Below are 19,976 nucleotides of genomic sequence, written 5' to 3'. Positions count from 1 at the left end.
GATTAAAGGAATTTAATTAACTAACAATAATTTACCATTTTTTAATGAATCAATCAACAAACAACATGTGGTCCAAGCGGATGCTAGGGGGCGTGCCGCAGGCTTGGCGAACCAAGTTGGGAGCAGCTGTGCTTACAGTCTGCCTCATGCAAGCGAATGCTATGGCTTTTGGCCAAAGGGTGACTGTGAAAGTGAAGGACGTAACGATAGTTTCCTTATTAAAAGAGATAAGAAAGCAGAGCAATATGGATGTCTTTTATGATGCAAAGACGCTCAACGATAGCTATAAGGTTTCTGTAGATTTGAAAAATGCAGATATCAAAGAGGTGTTGGAAGTTGCGCTAAAAGGTCTGCCTTTGTCGTATCAGGTCACTGGCGAAGGAATTACTATTCGTAAGGGACAGCAGGCTGCTACAGCTATCAACGTGAAAGAGGTGCAGGCTACGGTAGATATGGAAGGGCGTATTGTCGGGCAGAATGGACAAGCATTGGGCGGTGCTACGGTATCGGTCAAAGGTATGAACAAGAGTACGCAGACCAATTCCAATGGTAGTTTTGTGCTGAAAAATGTGCAGGATGGTGAAATATTGGTGGTCTCGTATGTGGGCTATTTGACCAAAGAACTGATAGGCAGACCACAGTTGGGAAATATTGTATTGACGGTATTGGACAACCCTCTGGATGCGGTACAGGTGATAGGCTATGGTAAGACGTCAAAACGATTGACTACAGGCGCTGTAGCTACAGTACGTGCTGAAGATTTGGAGAAACAACCCGTGTCCAACCCGCTACAAGCATTGTCAGGAAGAGTAGCAGGGGTTTATATTAGTGAGGGGTCAGGAATAGCAGGAAGCCAAGTGAAGGTGGAGATCCGTGGTAAAAATACGATCAAGGCAGGTCAGAATCCTTTATATATTGTAGATGGTGTTCCTTTTTCGGCAACACCTACAGAACAAACTTCTGGCAATCCGGTGGTTAATGGGATAGTAGGTGGTGGGTTTAGTCCACTAGACAATATTCCAAGTAGTGATATTGAGAGTATTGATATTTTGAAAGATGCCGATGCAACAGCAATTTATGGTTCGCGTGCAGCAAATGGTGTAGTCATTATTACGACGAAGAAAGGCAAGGCGGGTGAGATGAAGATTGGGGCTAATATCTATTCTGGAGTAAGCCAGATGGCAAATAGGTTGAAGATGTTATCTAAAGACGAGTACATAGCGGTTCGTAAAAAGGCTTTTGAGAATGATAATTTAAAACCAACAGCTGCCAACGCGCCAGACTTATTGACTTTTGGCGATGGTGAAACAGATTTTATTGATTATGTATATGGCAATCTAGCAGGTATGATCGATGCAACGGCAACGGTATCGGGTGGGTCTAATCAATATCAATATTTTGTCAGTGCAAATCACCGTACCCAGAACTCTATTTTTCCACAGAGCTTCCAAGATAAAAAAAGCACGATTCGCTTTAACATGCAGACGCAATCGGCAAATTCTAAATTCTTTATGAATTTCTCCGGAGGTTATACAAAGAATATCAATAATCTCCCTTCGGCTAGCCTTTCTGCAATATATGCGCTACCTCCAAACTTGCCATTATATAAAGATGATGGATCATTTTATTGGCACAATTCATACGTTAATCCAGCAGCAGCTTTGTTAGGGCCAATGGAGTCTGTAACGGATAATATATTGTTGAATAGCTCGCTTAAGTATGTGATTATACCTGGATTGGAGTTTAAAACGGAGTTGGGATTCAATAGGATCAATAATGAAAATTATAGAGCGATGACGAGAAACTCTCGAAATCCGAATACAATGTCTACTGGGCAATTGTCTTACAACAATAATTACAATCAGAACTTCTCGATCGAACCACAGCTGACGTACCAACGTACGTTGGGGCCAGGACGTATGGAAGCGCTTATAGGGGGAACTTACCTGAACTCTGTGGCAGGGCAACCTTTGTTTTTAATCGGTTCTTTTACCAATGATGCGCTATATCGAAATTTGGCTTCTGTTAATAGTCAGGTTTCTTTGAGTGGGTATGCTTCGACGCGTTATATTTCGGCATTTACACGTCTTAACTATGTGATGTCGAATAAATATATCCTAAATGTGAATGCTAGACGAGATGGTTCTTCCCGATTTGGTCCAGGTAATAGATTTGGAAACTTTGGAAGTATTGGTGCAGCTTGGATTTTTGGAGAAGAGCACTTTATGAAAGAGAATCTACCTTGGATAAGCTTCGGTAAGGTACGTGGAAGTTATGGTACGATAGGTAATGATCCGAATCAAGACTATGCTTATTTGGCGACTTATGCGGCGAGTTCTTTTGCCACTCATTATAATGGAGTAGCTTCCTTGGTTCCTGAAACACTGCCAAATGAACACTTTAAATGGGAAGTAACCCGTAAATTGGATTTTGCATTGGATCTTAACTTTCTGCAGGATAAAATATCTTTTAGTGCAGGGTGGTACAGAAACCGCTCCAATAATTTATTGATCGATATTCCGGTAGCAGCGCAAACAGGTTTTGAAACCTATTTGGAGAATCTGCCTGCTTTGGTACAAAATAAAGGTTGGGAATTCAACCTAACAACAAAGAATATTGATAGAACCAATTTTTCATGGAGCACATCAATCAACTTTACTGCTGCAAAGAATACTCTGTTGAATTATCCTGGTCTGGCAAAATCGTCTCTGAATAGTACGTATGTTGTTGGACAGCCACTATCAGTTGCTTTAGGATATCACTTGTTAGGGTTTGAAAATGGAATAGCCAAATTCCAGGATATGGATGGCAATGGCAATATCACACCTGGAGTTTATGAAACTACTGGGAAAGGGGATGAAGTTGTATTGGGGAATTCAGATCCTAAGTTCTTTGGAGGTGTAAATAACAGCTTCAATTATAAAGGTTTTGCGTTAGATTTCTTATTCTCATTTGTAAAGAAAGATGGTTTTAATATCTATCATGACGGGATGCCTTATATACCGGGCAATGCTTACAATGCGGTTGCAGATGTGCTAAATCAACCGTTTAGACTTACGACTCTGCGTGGAGGCGAGGCTGCTACCTCGTACAATAGATGGCGGGCATCGGATGGTACATTTAAAGATGCTTCCTATATCCGTTTGAAAAATGTGTCTTTGACTTATCAGTTTGAGCCTAAACGGGTGAAATCTTTGGGACTGAAAAATTTAAGTGTTTATCTGCGCGGACAGAACCTTTGGACTGCGAGTAAATACATAGGTTTTGATCCAGAGACTCAAGGAATGGCAGGAATTCCGCCATTGAAGGTATATACTATCGGACTTCATACTACTTTATAATCGATCTTATCATGAAACAATCTATTATATTTATTTCTATTTTAAGCACTTTGCTTTTCTCTAGCTGTGAGAAATGGCTGGACGTGGGTGATCCGAAAAATGCGGTCAAAACGTCTCTTATATTTGAAGATGAAGCGAGTCTACAGGCTGCGGTTGCTGGAATGTACAACGGTGGAAATTCAAATGCACTAGGTCTGCTATCCTTGCATACGAGTATGCTAGCAGATGATCTGGATGCAACGATTATGGCGTACGATCAATATACGACTAATAGTCTAGAATCTAACGAGTCTACAGTCGGAGACCTGTGGTCTGAAGTATATGTGGGGATATATCGTACTAATGCGATATTGGATGGTGTACCGACAGCGACCTTCTCTGATGCTGTCAAAAATCAGGCTTTGGGAGAAGCTTTCTTTTTAAGAAGTTTCTATTATTTCTATATGGTCAATTTATTTGGCGAGGTGCCGTTGATTAAAGGTATTGATAGAAAGGAAAATGAAGTTGTAGAACGTACACCTGTAGTGGCAATCTATAAACAGATTGTGGAGGATCTACAAAAGTCTATAGAGTTATTACCCGTGACTTATCCGGTAGGAAAAATACAACGTACGCGTGTAAACAAGTGGGCTGCGACTGCGTTGTTGGCCAGAGTGTACTTGTATTTAGAAAAATATAAGGAGGCTGAAGAACTCTCTACGGAGGTGATAAAGCAGACGGGGCTGTATAGCTTAAGTAATGACTTGGGATCTATCTTTATCCAAGGGAATAAAGAAGATGTGATTTTTGCTTTCGATGTGTCTCATTTGGGATATACTACTGTAGGAATGAATACAGTTCCTACATCAGGAAGTGTACCTAGTTTGGTGATACACCCTTCGCTGTTGAGCTTGTTTGAAAATGGTGACGCAAGGAAGGCTGCATGGGTTGGCACTTCGGCAGGATATGCATTCCCGTTCAAATATAAAGTAAGAGGGGGTGTTGGAAATGAATTTGATGTGGTATTGCGCCTTTCTGAGCAATATTTGATCCGTGCAGAAGCAAGAGCTCATTTGAAGGATCTTGTTGGTGCAAAGGAGGATCTGAATAAGGTGAGACAGCGTGCAAAACTTGGAGAGGTAGAGATGCCAAGCCAAGAAGTAGCCTTGTCTCTTATTGAGCGAGAACGTAGAGTAGAGTATTTTGCAGAATGGGGACATCGTTGGTTGGACCTGAAACGTACGAATCGTGTCGATGAAGTAATTGGGGCATTGAAGCCAGAGTTTTGGGAGAAGACGGATGTACTGTATCCGATTCCGAATAGAGAAAGACAATTGAACCCTAACCTAAGCCAAAACGAAGGTTATGATTAAGGCTAAAATGTGTGTGTGGTATGGAAAACTTATTGTGTTTAGTTTCCTATCTCTGCCATTGTTTGTGTTTGCTCAACATACAACCCATATAAAAGGAAAGGTGGGGAGAATAACTGGGGCAAAAGTGTGGTTGAGTTATAATGTAGATGGAGTCATGTTTCGTGACTCCACTCATTTGAAAAAAGGGAAATTTGCTTTTAAAGTAGATGTAGACGAGGCTGTGCCAGCTACGCTTAGACTGGAACACTTGAATGGGAAACAAACAGGAGTTTTTGATACCAAGGAGTGCTTTTTAGAGCCGGGGATAGTAGAGATTGTGGCTAAGGACTCTTTGTTGAACGCAGATTTTGTAAAAGGAAGCCAAAGTAAGGACTATGTATTATTTAGAGAATTCGTAGGGCTTGAAGAAACTAAACGTTTGGCAAGCAGAGCTAAACTAACTAAGGACGAGGCTGAACTTAATAGGATTCAGGAGAGACGACGTGCTATTGTCAACAATCTGTACGAACGATACGCAAAATTTGTTACTGCATATCCCGATTCTTACTTCAGTTTGTATGCTTTGAACTATATAAGCGGAGGAACGGTAAACGTAGCATTGGTGGAACCACTTTTTGAAAGTCTAACAGAGCGATTGCGAAATAGCCCGGAAGGTAGGGAACTCCGTTCTCAGATTGAGGCAATGAAAATACTTAAAATAGGGGGATTGGCACCAGATTTTGTACAGGCTGATACAGCAGGTGTACCTATAAAGCTGTCAGATTATCGCGGTAAATATGTTTTACTTGATTTTTGGGCTTCTTGGTGCGGGCCGTGTAGGCAGGATAATCCGAACCTTGTGAAGGCCTACCACAAGTACAAGGATAAGAACTTTACGATATTGGGTGTCTCTTTAGACTTTAAGAAGAAAGCTTGGATAGATGCTGTAGAGAAAGATGGCTTGGTATGGACCAACGTATCCGATCTAGGCTATTTTAAGAATGAAGCAGCAGTGAAGTATGCTATCCGGGCTGTGCCGCAGAACTATCTGATTGATCCTGATGGACGTATTGTAGCTATCGGGCTGCATGGCGAAGAATTGGAAATGGCCTTAGCCAAATTCATCAATAATTGAGTTGAAGCGGCTCCGATTCTATCGGAGCCGTTTCAAATTACCTTTCTCTCACTCTCCGAAGTCGTTTAGATAGTCTTTTTTAAAAGTACTAGGGGTGCTGTCCTTAAACCGTTTGAAATGCCTGTAAAAATTGGATGTGTTTTCAAAACCACTTTCCTCAGCAATGGCCCCTACTTTCATGTTGGAATTAATCAATAGTCTACAGGCATGATTAATACGGATTTCCGTTAGGAAGTCATAGTAGGATTTCTGGGTTAGATTTTTGAAAAAACGACAGAAAGAAGTGATGCTGAGGTTACTCAGTTCAGACATCTTTTCCAGTGTTATATTGTCTTGAAAATTGTTGAAAGTATAGTTGAATATCTTGTTTATCCGCTCGTCATCAAAGTTATTGGAGGATGAACCGGCATAATTGGGCGAGATAATCTCGTACTCGGCATTATCGCTCAATAGGTCAAATATTTTTAACAGATACACAATCTTATTGATGCCTGTTGATTCTTTCATTTTATTCATCAATTTAACGACCTTCTGTTTGGAATGACCTTGGATGATCAAACCTTGGCGGGCTAGTGTAAGTAGCTTTTGAATCTTTAGTGTTTCAGGTAGACTCAAAAAGTTGTGTCCTAATGATTCGGGATGAAAATGTAATACGAGTGCTTCAACATAGTATTCGCTATCAGATTTAAGGTTACATTTCCAGGTATGTGGAATATTGCTTCCTAGTAGTATGAGTTCGTCTTTTTCAAAGTTCGCGATGTTTTCCCCGATAAATCGGATTCCTTCCCCTTTGATGAGGTAATGTAATTCAATCTCAGGATGATAATGCCATATGGTACCGAAATGAGGTAGTACGTCATGACGGATCTTGAACGTATGGTCACTGGTTTTAGGAACCTGGTGAAATTTCGCTTTCATAATAGAGGGATCTTGTTTTCTTATTAAAGTTGTTAAAATGAACTGATATAATCAACTTTATGATAATATATGGGAATAAGTAGCTAAATTATTAAACAATTCCCCTCCAATCTTCCCTGATATTTGTAATACCGGTTATAAATAAGATTAATTATGATAGCGAAAAACAATAAACAGGCGATCCTTGTATGTAGTGGAGATCTAAGACCAGCAGCAAATCTGAACTGCTGGCCGATGCAGCAAAAAATGGAAGAAATGTTGGAAGCGGCATTTCAGAAGTTAAACTGGACGATAAAACGAGCACACGGCTATAACGCTGAAAAAGGACATGGATTTATAGACTATCAGCATGAGGGAATCAAGGTATTTCGGGATATAGATAAGGATGCTCCTTTAATAGTAGCAGAGAGTGTCTGGCAATATAGTCATCATGTACTAGCTGGATTGATTGCGCACCGTGGTCCGATATTAGTCGTAGCCAATTGGGATGGTACATATCCGGGATTGGTAGGAGCTATGAACCTGACAGGGTCGCTTACAAAAGCTGAAGTAGAATATAGTTTTTTGTGGAGTAGAGACTTTACGGATAAGTTCTTCATGGATAAGCTGCAGGAATGGACCGAAAAAGGAAGAATAACACATGACTACTCGCATGTAAAGCCTTTTGATGGCAAAAATCTAACGAATGAAGATCAGGACATCGCAGAGAAGCTTGCGCATAACATACTTGAAGACAGAATTGTGATGGGAGTATTTGATGAAGGCTGCATGGGAATGTTCAATGCAATTGTACCTGATGCGCTGATTCATAAGTTGGGAATATTTAAGGAAAGATTAAGCCAATCTACTTTGTATGCAAAAATGTTGACAATATCAGATTCTGATGCAGAGCATGTTTTGGATTGGATGTTGGCCAAAGGAATGTCGTTTGATTGGGGGCAGGATGGGGCTACGGAATTGACTCGGGAGCAGACAATAGAACAATGTAAAATGTATATTGCTGCATTGCGTTTGGCAGATGAATTTGGCTGTGATACTATAGGTATTCAATATCAACAAGGATTAAAGGATCTTGTGCCTGCTAGCGATTTAGTGGAAGGACTTTTAAACAATACCGATAGACCGCCAGTGTATAACGAGTCTGGGGTAGAATTGTACCCGGGTAAGGCATTGCCGCATTTTAATGAGGTGGATGAATGCGCCGGTATAGATGGATATTTGACTTATCATCTGTGGAATGCATTGGGGTTAGATGGAGACAATACGCTTCATGATTTGCGCTATGGCGAAGACTATATAGTGAATGGTGTAAATGAATTTGTCTGGGTATTCCTGATTTCCGGAGCGGCTCCTGCTTCACACTTTATTGATGGCTACCAAGGAGCTGATAGTTTACGTCAACCGGCTATGTTCTTTAAAAAAGGAGGAGGCACGTTGCGCGGGATCAGTCGTCCTGGGAAGATTGTATGGAGTAGGATATACATTGAAAACAATGAATTGTTCTGTGATATTGGTACAGGAAAGGTTGTCGAATTGCCTAAAGAGGAAACTGAACGCCGATGGAATCTGACGGATAGACAATGGCCGATTATGCATGGGGTGTTGGATGGCGTAAATCGGGATCAAATGATGGCAAAACACAAGGCTAATCATATACAGGTTGTTTATGTAGATGGTGATTTTGAGGTTGAACGTGCTGCTAGAATAAAAGCTGCCGCTATAGAGGCGATGGGTATCAAAGTCAATTTTTGCGGAATAAACTAGAACTATGGCCATGGAGGAGAAACTGGTAATAGGAATGGATTTTGGTACCGATTCTGTTCGCGGCCTATTGGTCAATTCGATTACAGGTACAGTGCAAGCGACAGCAGTGTCTTATTTTAGGCGTTGGAAACAAGGTTTGTATTGTAATCCGGCAAAAGATCAGTACAGGCAGCACCCCTTGGACTATGTCGAATCTATAGATGATATTTTTACGAAGTTATTAAAGGACCTGTCACCAGAGTCTATACGTAGGATAAAGGCTATAGGAACAAATACCACAGGCTCCACACCTGTGGCTGTGGACGAAAGCTGTCGGCCATTATCCTTATCAAAAGGACTTGAGGAGAATCCTGATGCGATGTTTATACTTTGGAAGGATCATACGGCTATTAAGGAGGCTGACGAGATTAATACACTGGCTAAAAAATGGCCTATAGACTACACTCGGTTTAGTGGGGGGATTTATTCTTCCGAATGGTTTTGGTCGAAAATCCTTCATGTAAACCGTAATGATATGGAGGTGGTCAAGGCTGCATTTACCTGGGTAGAGCAGTCGGATTGGATACCAGCCTATTTGTCGGGAACGAATAAAGCTTCGGAAATAAAGCGTAACAGATGTGCCGCGGGACATAAAGCGATGTGGAACGAATCGCATGGAGGTCTACCTTCCTCGGAGTTTCTCTGTTCGTTAGATTCGTCATTTTATCATTTGGTCAATAGGTTTTATACAACAACATACACCTCGGATCAAGAGTATGGAAGAATAGGAGAGGATTTTGTGAAGAGGTATGGATTTGATGAGAATACGTTGATTACAGTAGGAGCTATTGATGCACATCATGGTGCGGTTGGTGCTGGGAGTGAAGCTTATACGTTGATTAAAGTAATCGGTACGTCTACATGTGATATGTTGGTGGTCCCGAAAGGAGACAATCCTCCTTTGGTAGAAGGAATCTGTGGGCAAGTGGATGGATCTATTGACCCAGGGATGATCGGCTTTGAAGCCGGACAATCTGCATTTGGCGATATCTATAATTGGCTCAAGAAGATGATGCTTAAGCCTGTTCTGGGCTTGGAGGGATTGAATCTTTCAGAGCAACAACGCGAGGTGCTGGAAAACAATTTCTTTGACTATCTTACGAAAGAGGCTGCTGCTATCCCTTTGACTGCTGCTGATATGGTATTTACTGATTATCACAACGGACGACGGACACCGGATGCGGATTTTACAAAGGTAGCAACAGCTCATGGGATCACGTTGGCTACTGAAGCTGGCCATATTTTTAAGGCTTTGGTCGAAGGAACCGCCTTTGGTTCTAAGGCTATCATCGATCGGTTCAGATCTTATAATATTCCTATAAAAACGGTAATCGCTACAGGTGGCATACCCAACAAAGCACCCTACGTGGTACAGGTGTTGGCCGATGTACTTGGCTGTGACGTACAGGTGGTAGATAGTGATCAGACTTGTGCATTGGGTTCTGTGATATTTGCTTCTGTGCTAGCTGGGGTCTACCCAGATATTGATGCAGCTAAAATAAAACTTGCTGCTAAAGTTTCAAAAACGTACCATTGTAATCCTGAACATGCTACTATCTATAGAAAATTATACCAAGCTTATAAAGAATTAACACAATTAGAATTATGAAGAATCTACCCATACTTGATATTGCCATAATCGTGGTCTATCTATTGGCTATGGTACTCGTTGGAGTTTATTTTTCGAGGAGGAATAAATCGGCCGATGAGTTTACTAGAGCTGCTGGTCGGATACCTGGATGGGCGATAGGGATATCGATCTATGCTACATTTTTAAGTTCAAATACTTTTCTGGGAGTTCCTGGGAAAGCTTTTGGAGGAAACTGGAACGCTTTTGCATTTAGTCTTTCCATGCCGTTGGCAGCATGGTTAGCCACCAAGTATTTTGTCCCCTTTTATAGAAGTACAGGAGAGGTATCTGCTTATACAAACCTAGAGAAACGATTTGGTACATGGGCCAGAACCTACGCGGTGGTTTGTTTTTTACTGACCCAATTGGCACGTATTGGCTCTATTTTCTTTGGGATTTCTTTGACATTACAGGCCTTGACTGGTTACAGTATGGTTGTTATCATGATCGTAACAGGAATATGTATCGTTATTTATACTGTAATGGGGGGAATTGAAGCGGTAATATGGACTGAGGTGGTGCAGGGAATATTGAAGACCGTAGGAGCAATTGTCATCATTTATTTGGTAGTTAAGGAGGTACCTGGTGGATTTAAGGATATTATTGATGTTGGAATAGCTGAAAATAAATTTAGCCTTGGGACATTGGATTTTGATTTTGTTAACTCGTCTTTTTGGGTTGTATTGCTATACGGTTTTTTTATCAATTTGAACAATTTCGGTATGGACCAGAATTATGTACAGCGTTACCACACAGCGTCGAGTCCAAAAGAAGCAAATAAGTCCGTATGGTTGTGTGTATGGATCTACGTGCCGGTTTCCTTATTGTTTTTTATTATTGGAACCTGTCTTTATACTTATTATATGCAGCATCCAGAGCTATTAACTACGATAAGATTACAGGCCGCTGCCGAGCAACTTGGACTGGGGGTACAGGCACCAGAGGTCGCCGAGCTGGCAGAAACATTGAAACCTGCGGATTATGGGGACAAGATTATGCCTCATTTTATGGTTTATATGATTCCTACGGGCCTGCTTGGTCTGATCGTGTCTGCTATTTTGTCTGCTGCTATGAGTACCATCAGTTCAGGTATGAATGCTTCGGCTACAGTATTTACGGAGGACATATATAAAAGGTATTTTAATAAGGATTCTTCGGATACAAACAGCTTGAAAGTATTATATATCGCAACAGTGATCGTAGGTGTGATAGGTATGATCTGTGGCATTGCTATGATCGGAATCAAAAGTCTTTTGGATGTCTGGTGGACATTGTCTGGTATTTTTGCTGGTGGAATGCTAGGTCTATTTTTACTGGGCCTAATCAGTAAGAAGGCTTCTAATAGCGATGCTATTGTTGGGACAATTGTAGGGATCTGTGTGATTCTTTGGATGACATTTTCTTACCTCATCCCTGAAAATATGGCTTATCTACGTAATCCGTTGCATGCAAACATGATTATTGTGGTGGGTACATTAACTATATTTTTATTTGGAAATATAAGCCGAAAATTAAGAACTAAATAAACTAACAACATATAAAATACTATGATTAGGAATAATAAAAAGTTTATTCCCGTAATGCTCATGCCTTTTTGTGAGGATAAGAGTATTGATTACGGTGCGCTAGAAAAACTTATTGAATTCTATTTAAGTGCTGGTGCACAGGGGTTATTTGCCAATTGCCTTTCGAGCGAAATGTTCCATTTGTCGAAACAGGAAATGATAGAGTCGGTTTCATTTATCCTACAAAAAGTGGACGGAAGAGTACCTGTTGTCGCTACTGGAACCTTCGATGAATCTATTGAATCACAAGCCGCGTTCGTGAAAGAAATATACTCGACAGGTATACAGGCTGTTATTGTGATAACAAGCCTAATGGCCAAAGAGCAGGATGATGAAGCTACATTTAGGTCTAATATCCAACAGTTGTTGACTTTGACAGACGATGTGCCTTTAGGTTTTTACGAATGTCCTGTACCTTATAAGCGAGTGATTGATCCAGCCTTTTTAGGAGAGTTAGTTAAAACTGGTCGTATTACGTACCATAAAGATACGTCTCTTGATATCGAGAATATACAAGCAAAAATTAAGGCAACGGAGGTTGTACGTGATTTTGGGTTGTACGATGCCTATATGGTTCATGCTGTTGATACGCTCAAGGCCGGTTCGGAAGGTTTATCCTGTATTCAAGGTAATTATTTTCCAGAGCTTATCGTTTGGATATGTAATAACTATAATGATGCTTCTCAAAAAAATAAGATCGATAAAGTGCAACAATTCCTAATTGATAATATGGATGTCATGCACTATGCGTATCCCACTGCAGCCAAATACTACCTACAAGGAACGTATAGTTGGATGGGAACAACATGTAGGCGAGATGATATAGAACCGCTTGATGGAGAAACAAAAGTTAAATTGAATGACCTAAAGGAAAATTATGACAAATTAAAATTAGAGATTCTTCAATAAAATTATGAACCACTTATAAAAGGTACAGTTATGATAGTTAAACTTAAAAAATTGATGCTGTTTGTGCTGACATTGATTTGTTATCAGGTAAATGCGCAACAACAGATTGTCGGTCTGATCAAAGATCAGACCACTGGTGATCCTATTGTCGGGGCTACTATAGTAGGGGACAAAGCGGGAGTAGCCAATTCGGATGCGCAAGGGCGTTTTAGTCTGTCTGGTGTAAATGGTAATAAGAGTCTTACCGTCAGCTATGTTGGTTATCAATCGCAGCGCGTTCAGCTTGATTCCCGCACACACTATGATATCAGTCTGGTTGCTCAAGAAGGTGCATTGGAAGAGGTAGTAGTAATTGGATATGGTACATCCAAAAAGTCAGATATAACGGGGAGTGTTAGTAGTCTGAACGAAAAGGATTTTAATAAAGGTGCAAATATCTCTGCCGAGCAGCTAATTGCGGGTAAAGTATCCGGCGTTCAGGTTGTACAAAGTAGCGGAGAGCCCGGTGGAGGGATATCGGTGAACGTACGTGGTGTGGGTTCTGTCAATGCAGGCAACTCACCATTGTATGTAGTGGATGGCTTTCCTATTGACAATTCGGCAACAGTAGGGGGAACTGGAGCCAACTTTACCGGGATGAAGTCGGCCCGTAATCCACTAAATGCAATAAACCCTAATGATATTGCTTCTATCGAGGTGTTGAAAGATGCATCGGCGACTGCAATTTATGGGTCTCGTGGTGCAAATGGTGTTGTGATTATTACGACAAAGAGAGGGAAAACTGGCGGTTTGAATGTGAACTATGATGCCTATTATGGAACACAAAATATACAGCGGGATATTAAAATACTTTCGACGCAACAGTATAAAGACGTTATTAATGGTTTGATTGATGCAGGCGAAGGAACCTCAAGCCAACGCGTAGGTAACATAGATGAAGGGACGGATTGGTTGTCTAAGATGTATTCTAAGAATGCACCGGTGCAGAATCATAATTTATCTTTCTCTGGGGGAAATGAAAATACAAAGTATCATACATCTCTAAATTATTTTGGGCAGGATGGTTTACTAATCAATTCAGATAATAAGCGTTATAGTGCTAGAGTAAATCTAGAGCATACGACAGGAAATTTTAAATTGGGAACCAATATCACAAGCTCATATATCAAAGATAATTATGTCGCTAATGGTATGGATTTGAATGAGCGTGCAGGAATTATTTATGCTGCTATCGCCTATGATCCGACATTGCCTATTTATAATGCTGATGGAACTTACAAACTGTCTCCAGATATGAATATCGACAATCCTCTAGCTATTGCTAATGGTAAGATGTCACAATCCAACTTGTATCGGACATTAGGAACTATCTATGGAGAAATGAATTTTCTACAAGATTTTACTGCAAAACTAAATGTTGGAGCAGATATCTCAAATCAACGACGTGATACGTATGTCGATAGACAAACGATCGAAGGACGTGCTAATGGAGGGATAGCTAGTATTTTGCACGGGACTAGTACGAGTTATCTAGCAGAATTTACGGTTGGTTATAAGAAGAAAATTGATATACACGATTTAAATTTTTTAGTGGGGGTAACAGGACAGCAGTTTAACGATATTTCATCTTCTTCTCAAGGAAGTGGTTTTTCATCGGATGCGACAGGAACTAATAATATGGGACTTGCTGATCCTACAAAATTTATTGTTAGCAGTGGTCGGACACGGAATAGTCTTCTGTCTTATTTAGGACGTGCAAATTATAATCTGTATGATAAATATTTGTTAACGGCATCTTTACGGATTGACGGATCGTCACGGTTCGGAGAGAATAATCGTTTTGGGGTGTTTCCCTCTTTTGCTTTTGGATGGAAATTAGAAGAAGAAGATTTTATCAAAGATTTGGATGTTTTTAATACGTTAAAGCTTAGAACTAGTTGGGGGCGGACCGGTAATCAGGAAATTGGTAATTATCAGTCGATCTCTACTTATGCCGGTGGACAAAAGGCTGTAATTGGAAATGGACAAGTCAGTACGACTACTCCTAGTCGTATCGCAAATCCAAATTTAAAATGGGAAACTTCGGAACAACTCAATTTTGGGTTGGATTACGGTTTTCTGAATAATAGAATTTCTGGGAGTGTCGATGTGTTTTACAAAGACACCAAAGATATGTTGTTAAATCTCGCAGTGCCACGTACTACTGGTTTTTCGACGATGATGACCAATGTTGGGGCTGTAAGAAACTCCGGTATTGAGTTCTTAATGAATACACAGAATGTAAAAGGAGCGTTTAACTGGGAGACAACATGGAATTTTGCTTGGTTGAAAAATATCGTCAAAGATCTAGGTACCAATACCATTATTTATAGTGGATCTGCAGGAGGAACTTCTAATGTGTCTATTATCAAGGTGGGGGAACCAATATATTCTTTCTTTGGTTATGAAATAGATGGAGTCTGGCAGAAAGGTGATGATTTCTCCACGACTAAGGATGCAGTCGTAGCTGGAGATTTTAAATATAGGGATATTAATGGCGATATGATTGTAAATGCAGATGATCGTTTGGTATTAGGGAATTCGTTTCCAAAATATACGGCATCGATGACTAATGACTTCAATTATAAAGGTTTTAACCTGAATATTTTTATCGATGGCGTTTTCGGGGTTAGTATGTTAAATAATAATCTGGTAGATACTTATTTTCCGGCAAATTTAAAACGAAATCGTTTGGCCGATCCCATGCTCAATCGATGGACCGAAGAGAATCCTTCGACGGTATATCCATCTTTCGTAAACCCATTAAAACAAGGAAAGAAGGAGGTGAACTCGTATACGGTTGAGAATGCAAGCTACGTGCGGTTGAATACCGTTAAATTAGGATATACTATTCCGCTTCAAAACACAAAATATGTAAAAGGAGTAAATCTTTATGTCGTAGGACAGAATCTAGCGACTGTGACAGATTATACGGGATATGATCCGTCTATCAACCCTAATGGGAGTGGAGCCCGGATTGACTGGAATGCCTATCCTACGGCCCGTACATTTATGTTTGGTATCAACTTAAACTTATAGTTATGAAGACTTTTAACAGATCATTATTATATATCGCTCTTTTTGCGACAACATTCACCGTTCAGTCTTGCAATGATTTTCTGAAAGAAGAAGTGTATTCTCAATTATCGCCTGCCAACTATCTAAAGACTAAAGAAGGACTCACTTCTGTACTGTATGAAGGATATGCTAAAGCGGCTAACATGAATAGTAATAATTCTATTTATGTTTTAGGTCCACAAGAATTTGCTACGGATATACTTTATCAAAGTGGTGATAACGTTGAAGCTAGCATTCGGAATTTTAGAGATTTTAATTGGGACCCAACGATGGATTTTCTGATTCAGAATTGGGACTCACCCTATCAATGTATCCGTAATAGTAATATTCTTTTGGAGAATATACCAACCTCTAATCTTTCTGATGAGGAAAAAAGGCTATATTCTGCTGAAGCTCGATTTTTAAGAGCTATATCTTATTATAAATTGTATTTCTTTTTTGGTCCAGTACCTTTACGTACCTCTACCACGGAATCGTTGAGTTTGCCGAGAGCTAAGGAAGAAGAGATGAAAAGCTTTATTGAAAATGAGTTATCAGCATCTCTTGTTGATTTACCTAATCCAGGTGCTGAAAAGGAAAAATATAGAGCTCATAAAGCAGCCGCAAAAGGTTATCTTGCAAAATTCTATTTGAATACACATCAATGGCAAAAAGCGACGGATGTTCTGGCTGAGTTTTTAAATGATTTTAACTTCACCTTATACCCAGAGTATAAAGATTTGTTTAAGGTTGAAAATGAAAATAATAAAGAATTTATTTGGGTGCGTCCTGCTATTGCGTCTTCTGATCGTGCTACTGCTAATAGTTGGAGTAATGTGGCGTTTCCAGAAAATTTTAAATCTGCCCCTCAGATTGGACTTACCTTTAAATCCAGTTGGTTAAATTGGCCAAATGAGTTTAGGATTTACGATGAGTTTTATAATTCCTTTGAAGCGAATGATAAACGAAAGAATCTGATGATTACAAGTTATATCAATAATGCTGACCAAACAGTAATGCTATTGGGATCGGATAATGTGCGGTCATTTAAATACTGGCCAGATCAGAATCATGTCGGAGCTGCCCACGGTAATGATATTCCAGAAATTAGATTGTCTGATATTTATTTATCTTATGCTGAAGCACTCAATGAATTACAGTATCCTAATCAACAGGCTTTTGACTATTTGAATCTAGTTCGTAAAAGGGCGGGACTATCGGATCTGACAGTTGTTGAGGTGACCAGTAAAGAGATGTTTAGAGATAAAATTTTGTTAGAACGGGGACATGAATTTTACAATGAGGGGCATCGCCGTATGGATATGATCCGTATGGGGAAATTTATCTCTGATGCTGTGAGACGTGGTAAAAACGCAAAATCACATCATCTGGTTCATCCTATACCGCAGGTTGTAATTGACTCTGATCCACAGATTAAACAAAATGAGAATTTTTAATAGATTTTTTTCTTTATAAGCACTGCTTATGCTAAAGAGAAAACTCTAAATTAGTTATACGGAATATCAAATAAGTTATATTATGCAAAGATTTTTTTTTCTATACGTTGTCCTTTTACTGACAAGTACCGAAAGTTTCGCTCAACGTTTTTCGAATGTACCAGGTACGGTGGTTCACTACCAATCTGCGAGTACACAAAAATATATAGGTTCACCCAGTTTGGTTGTATTACCAAATGGTGATTATGTAGCATCGCACGATTTTTTTGGCCCCCAAAGCTCCGAATGGCAACAGGCCGTGACGACTATCTATCGTTCAAAAGACAAAGGACGTTCTTGGAAAAAGTCCTGTGAAATCAATGGCGCATTTTGGAGCTCTTTATTTGTGCATAAGGGAGAGCTGTATTTGCTTGGGCCAGATAGACACCATGGTACTGTGCTTATCCGTAAATCTCTAGATGGAGGAAAGTCTTGGACTCAGCCAACAAATAAAGAAAACGGTGTGCTATTAACTGGTGAATTTCACTGTGCTCCGATGCCAGTGGTAGAGTATAATGGTCGCTTGTGGAGGCCGATGGAGACTGCACACGGTCCTGTCTTAAAGTGGGGTGAACGTTATGGAGCAATGGTGATGTCGGCACCAATTGATGCCGATTTGATGAACGCAAAGTCGTGGCAGGCGAGTACGCCATTGTTTTTTGATAAGACCTACCTAAATGGTAATTTCACAGGGTGGCTCGAAGGAAATTTTGTTGTGGGACCAGATAAACAAATGTGGAATATGTTGCGAGTGGATGATAAAACTACACTTGATGAAAAGGCAGCTATGGTGAAGATTTCGCCAGACGGAAAGGAATTAAGTTTTGATCCTGTGAAAGGTTTTATACCGTTTGACGGAGGAAGTAAGAAATTTGTAATCAAGTATGATCAGGAAAGTGCCTACTATTATACATTGACCAATTCAATCCCGGAGAGATATAGGAAAGTGGATCCTAAGCGAACCAACCCCGCCAATTATCGAAACGTACTAATGTTACGTAAATCGAAAGATTTGCAGAATTGGCAAGATGTGAAAGTGATTTTGGAACATAAAGACGTTGCCAATCATGGTTTTCAATATGTAGATTGGCTATTTGAAGGCAATGATATGATTGTATTGTGTAGAACAGCTTACAACGATGGAAAAGTAGATGCAAAAAATAACCATGATGCTAATTTTTTAACATTTCATCGTATTGAAGGTTTTAGAAAATTATAAAGTCACCCAATTACAGTATGTAATGAGTTTGTTGTCCCGATATTTATTAATATGTTTTTTACCCTCTAGTTTCTATAGCTGTATGCATGAATTTAAGGTTACAACCTTAACACGGACGGCCAGCGGCCATACAATACACCATAATGGTGCATTCTCTCCGGATGATGAATGGATTGTGTTCGATGGTCGTAATGATGATACCAAAATTGGAGAGACTTCAACAATTGGAATGGTTAACATAAAGACTGGTGAAGAGAAAATCCTTTACAAGACTAATAATCAAACAAAGTATGGGCCGGGCGTAGGAGCTGCCTCCTTTAGCCCCAAAGAAAATATGGTGTTGTTTATTCATGGCCTGTATGATGCTAATCAAAATAAGCCATATGATATGACTAGACGTTTTGGCTTGGCGATAGATACCGATAGTCCTATGGTAGGGATACACATGGATGCTCGTGATATCGTGTCTCCTTATACTGCCGGATCACTACGGGGGGGGACGCATTCACATTGTTGGAGTGCAGATGGTAGGTTAGTTAGTTTTACTTACAACGATGAGTTTGTTGATCCTGATTTGCGTGTGGTCGGAGTGATGGTGCCTCACGAAAGGGGAGTAGTAGTGCCAGAAGGGAAAGGCAACAATAACGGAAAGCTGTATGCCACAGTAGTGACCGATGTGGTACGAGAACCAAAGTGGGGATCGGATGAGATTTCTAAAGCTTTTGATGAATGTTGGGTGGAAATTAAGGGGAGATATGAAATAGCCTTTCAAGGAAATACACGTAACGATAAGGGAGAGACTGTAACAGAGATTTTTACCGTAGGAATAGATCCTCAGTCAATTTTGGATGATACAATGGCTGTTGGGAAATTAGGAGAACGTCCCCAGGTACCCAAAGGAATCAAGCAACGGAGGTTGTCTCGTACAGCTAAGGGACTTTCCGATTTAAGGCACTGGCTACGTTCGTCTCCTGACGGTAGTACTATTTATGCATTAGCCAAAGATGATCACGGGCGTAATCAGGTGGTGCAATGTAATGTGACGACAGGGGAAACTACCTATTTGACAGACTTGGATTTTTCTATTTCTTCTCCAATAAATATCAGTTCTAAGGGAGACAAGGTTACATTTGTTGCTGATAATAATGTGTATGTACTCAGTTTAGCATCCAAAAAGCTTGATAAGTTGACCTCTAATAGTCCTGCAGATTTAAAAGTTGTTGGAGCCCCGGTTTTTTCGAGAAGAGACGATAAGGTGGCATTTAATCAATTTGTCATCGAAAATGAGATTGAGTATATTCAAATTAAACTAGTTGATATGCTTAATTGAGGCTCTATAGGAGTAGTGTTGTTAAGTCCGTGTCGATGGGGTTTACTTTTTCTTAAATATATAAAAGTAGTAAAATGCAATTTCAATTTGAGATTGCATTTTTTATTTTCATTGATTATCAATCAGTTGTTTTGTTTTTGTTTAAAAGACTACTAATTAGGTGGATTATATGTATATTTGTTTTTTTAAATAATGAAACATGA

General features: G+C 39.9%; 12 protein-coding genes. 11 read left to right on the top strand and 1 reads right to left on the bottom strand.

Annotated elements, in window-relative coordinates; translation table 11 throughout:
* The first annotated feature begins 44 nt into the window (after positions 1 to 44).
* The 3 genes from CLV99_RS07500 to CLV99_RS07490 are packed head-to-tail and all read left to right on the top strand — an operon-like array spanning position 45 to position 5,807.
* Positions 45 to 3,341 carry a SusC/RagA family TonB-linked outer membrane protein gene (locus tag CLV99_RS07500; RefSeq protein ID WP_133583856.1) on the top strand — a complete coding sequence of 1,099 codons (3,297 nt, stop codon included), beginning with the start codon at positions 45 to 47 and terminating at the stop codon, positions 3,339 to 3,341.
* An 11-nt stretch (positions 3,342 to 3,352) separates the two neighbouring features.
* The gene (locus CLV99_RS07495) at positions 3,353 to 4,693 is read left to right on the top strand and encodes a RagB/SusD family nutrient uptake outer membrane protein (protein WP_133583855.1); all 1,341 of its coding nucleotides are present in this window, start codon (positions 3,353 to 3,355) and stop codon (positions 4,691 to 4,693) included.
* Positions 4,686 to 5,807, top strand: coding sequence for a TlpA disulfide reductase family protein (locus CLV99_RS07490; RefSeq protein WP_133583854.1), 1,122 nt, complete (start codon positions 4,686 to 4,688; stop codon positions 5,805 to 5,807). Before CLV99_RS07495 ends, CLV99_RS07490 begins: the two co-directional genes overlap by 8 nt.
* 48 nt (positions 5,808 to 5,855) lie before the next feature.
* On the opposite strand, the gene CLV99_RS07485 is transcribed toward CLV99_RS07490, so the two are convergent.
* On the bottom strand, positions 5,856 to 6,725 hold the full coding sequence (locus CLV99_RS07485; RefSeq protein ID WP_133583853.1) for an AraC family transcriptional regulator: 870 nt from the start codon (positions 6,723 to 6,725) through the stop codon (positions 5,856 to 5,858).
* Between the two features lie 153 nt (positions 6,726 to 6,878).
* On the opposite strand from CLV99_RS07485, the gene CLV99_RS07480 reads away from it, so the two are divergent.
* The 8 genes from CLV99_RS07480 (at position 6,879) to CLV99_RS07445 (ending at position 19,773) form a co-directional block, all read left to right on the top strand.
* A complete protein-coding gene (locus tag CLV99_RS07480; protein WP_133583852.1) occupies positions 6,879 to 8,489 on the top strand; it encodes a fucose isomerase in 1,611 nt (536 codons plus the stop codon).
* Positions 8,490 to 8,493: 4 nt separating this feature from the next.
* Positions 8,494 to 10,137 (top strand): ribulokinase, encoded by a 1,644-nt coding sequence (locus CLV99_RS07475; protein WP_246032712.1) that lies wholly within the window; start codon positions 8,494 to 8,496, stop codon positions 10,135 to 10,137.
* Positions 10,134 to 11,684, top strand: coding sequence for a sodium:solute symporter (locus CLV99_RS07470; RefSeq protein WP_133583850.1), 1,551 nt, complete (start codon positions 10,134 to 10,136; stop codon positions 11,682 to 11,684). Before CLV99_RS07475 ends, CLV99_RS07470 begins: the two co-directional genes overlap by 4 nt.
* Positions 11,685 to 11,705: 21 nt before the next feature.
* The gene (locus CLV99_RS07465) at positions 11,706 to 12,632 is read left to right on the top strand and encodes a dihydrodipicolinate synthase family protein (protein WP_133583849.1); all 927 of its coding nucleotides are present in this window, start codon (positions 11,706 to 11,708) and stop codon (positions 12,630 to 12,632) included.
* 30 nt (positions 12,633 to 12,662) lie between these two features.
* A complete protein-coding gene (locus tag CLV99_RS07460) occupies positions 12,663 to 15,710 on the top strand; it encodes a SusC/RagA family TonB-linked outer membrane protein (RefSeq protein WP_133583848.1) in 3,048 nt (1,015 codons plus the stop codon).
* A gap of 2 nt (positions 15,711 to 15,712) precedes the next feature.
* On the top strand, positions 15,713 to 17,185 hold the full coding sequence (locus CLV99_RS07455; protein ID WP_133583847.1) for a RagB/SusD family nutrient uptake outer membrane protein: 1,473 nt from the start codon (positions 15,713 to 15,715) through the stop codon (positions 17,183 to 17,185).
* 82 nt (positions 17,186 to 17,267) lie between these two features.
* On the top strand, positions 17,268 to 18,443 hold the full coding sequence (locus CLV99_RS07450; RefSeq protein WP_133583846.1) for a sialidase family protein: 1,176 nt from the start codon (positions 17,268 to 17,270) through the stop codon (positions 18,441 to 18,443).
* 82 nt (positions 18,444 to 18,525) lie between these two features.
* Positions 18,526 to 19,773: a DUF3748 domain-containing protein gene (locus CLV99_RS07445; RefSeq protein WP_133583845.1), complete on the top strand. Its 1,248-nt coding sequence runs from the start codon at positions 18,526 to 18,528 to the stop codon at positions 19,771 to 19,773.
* Positions 19,774 to 19,976 lie beyond the last annotated feature (203 nt).

It is taken from the genome of Sphingobacterium yanglingense (assembly GCF_004363245.1).
Classification (GTDB): domain Bacteria; phylum Bacteroidota; class Bacteroidia; order Sphingobacteriales; family Sphingobacteriaceae; genus Sphingobacterium; species Sphingobacterium yanglingense.
Note: the sequence above shows the minus strand (reverse complement) of the source record. Positions and strands in the feature narration are given on the sequence as shown.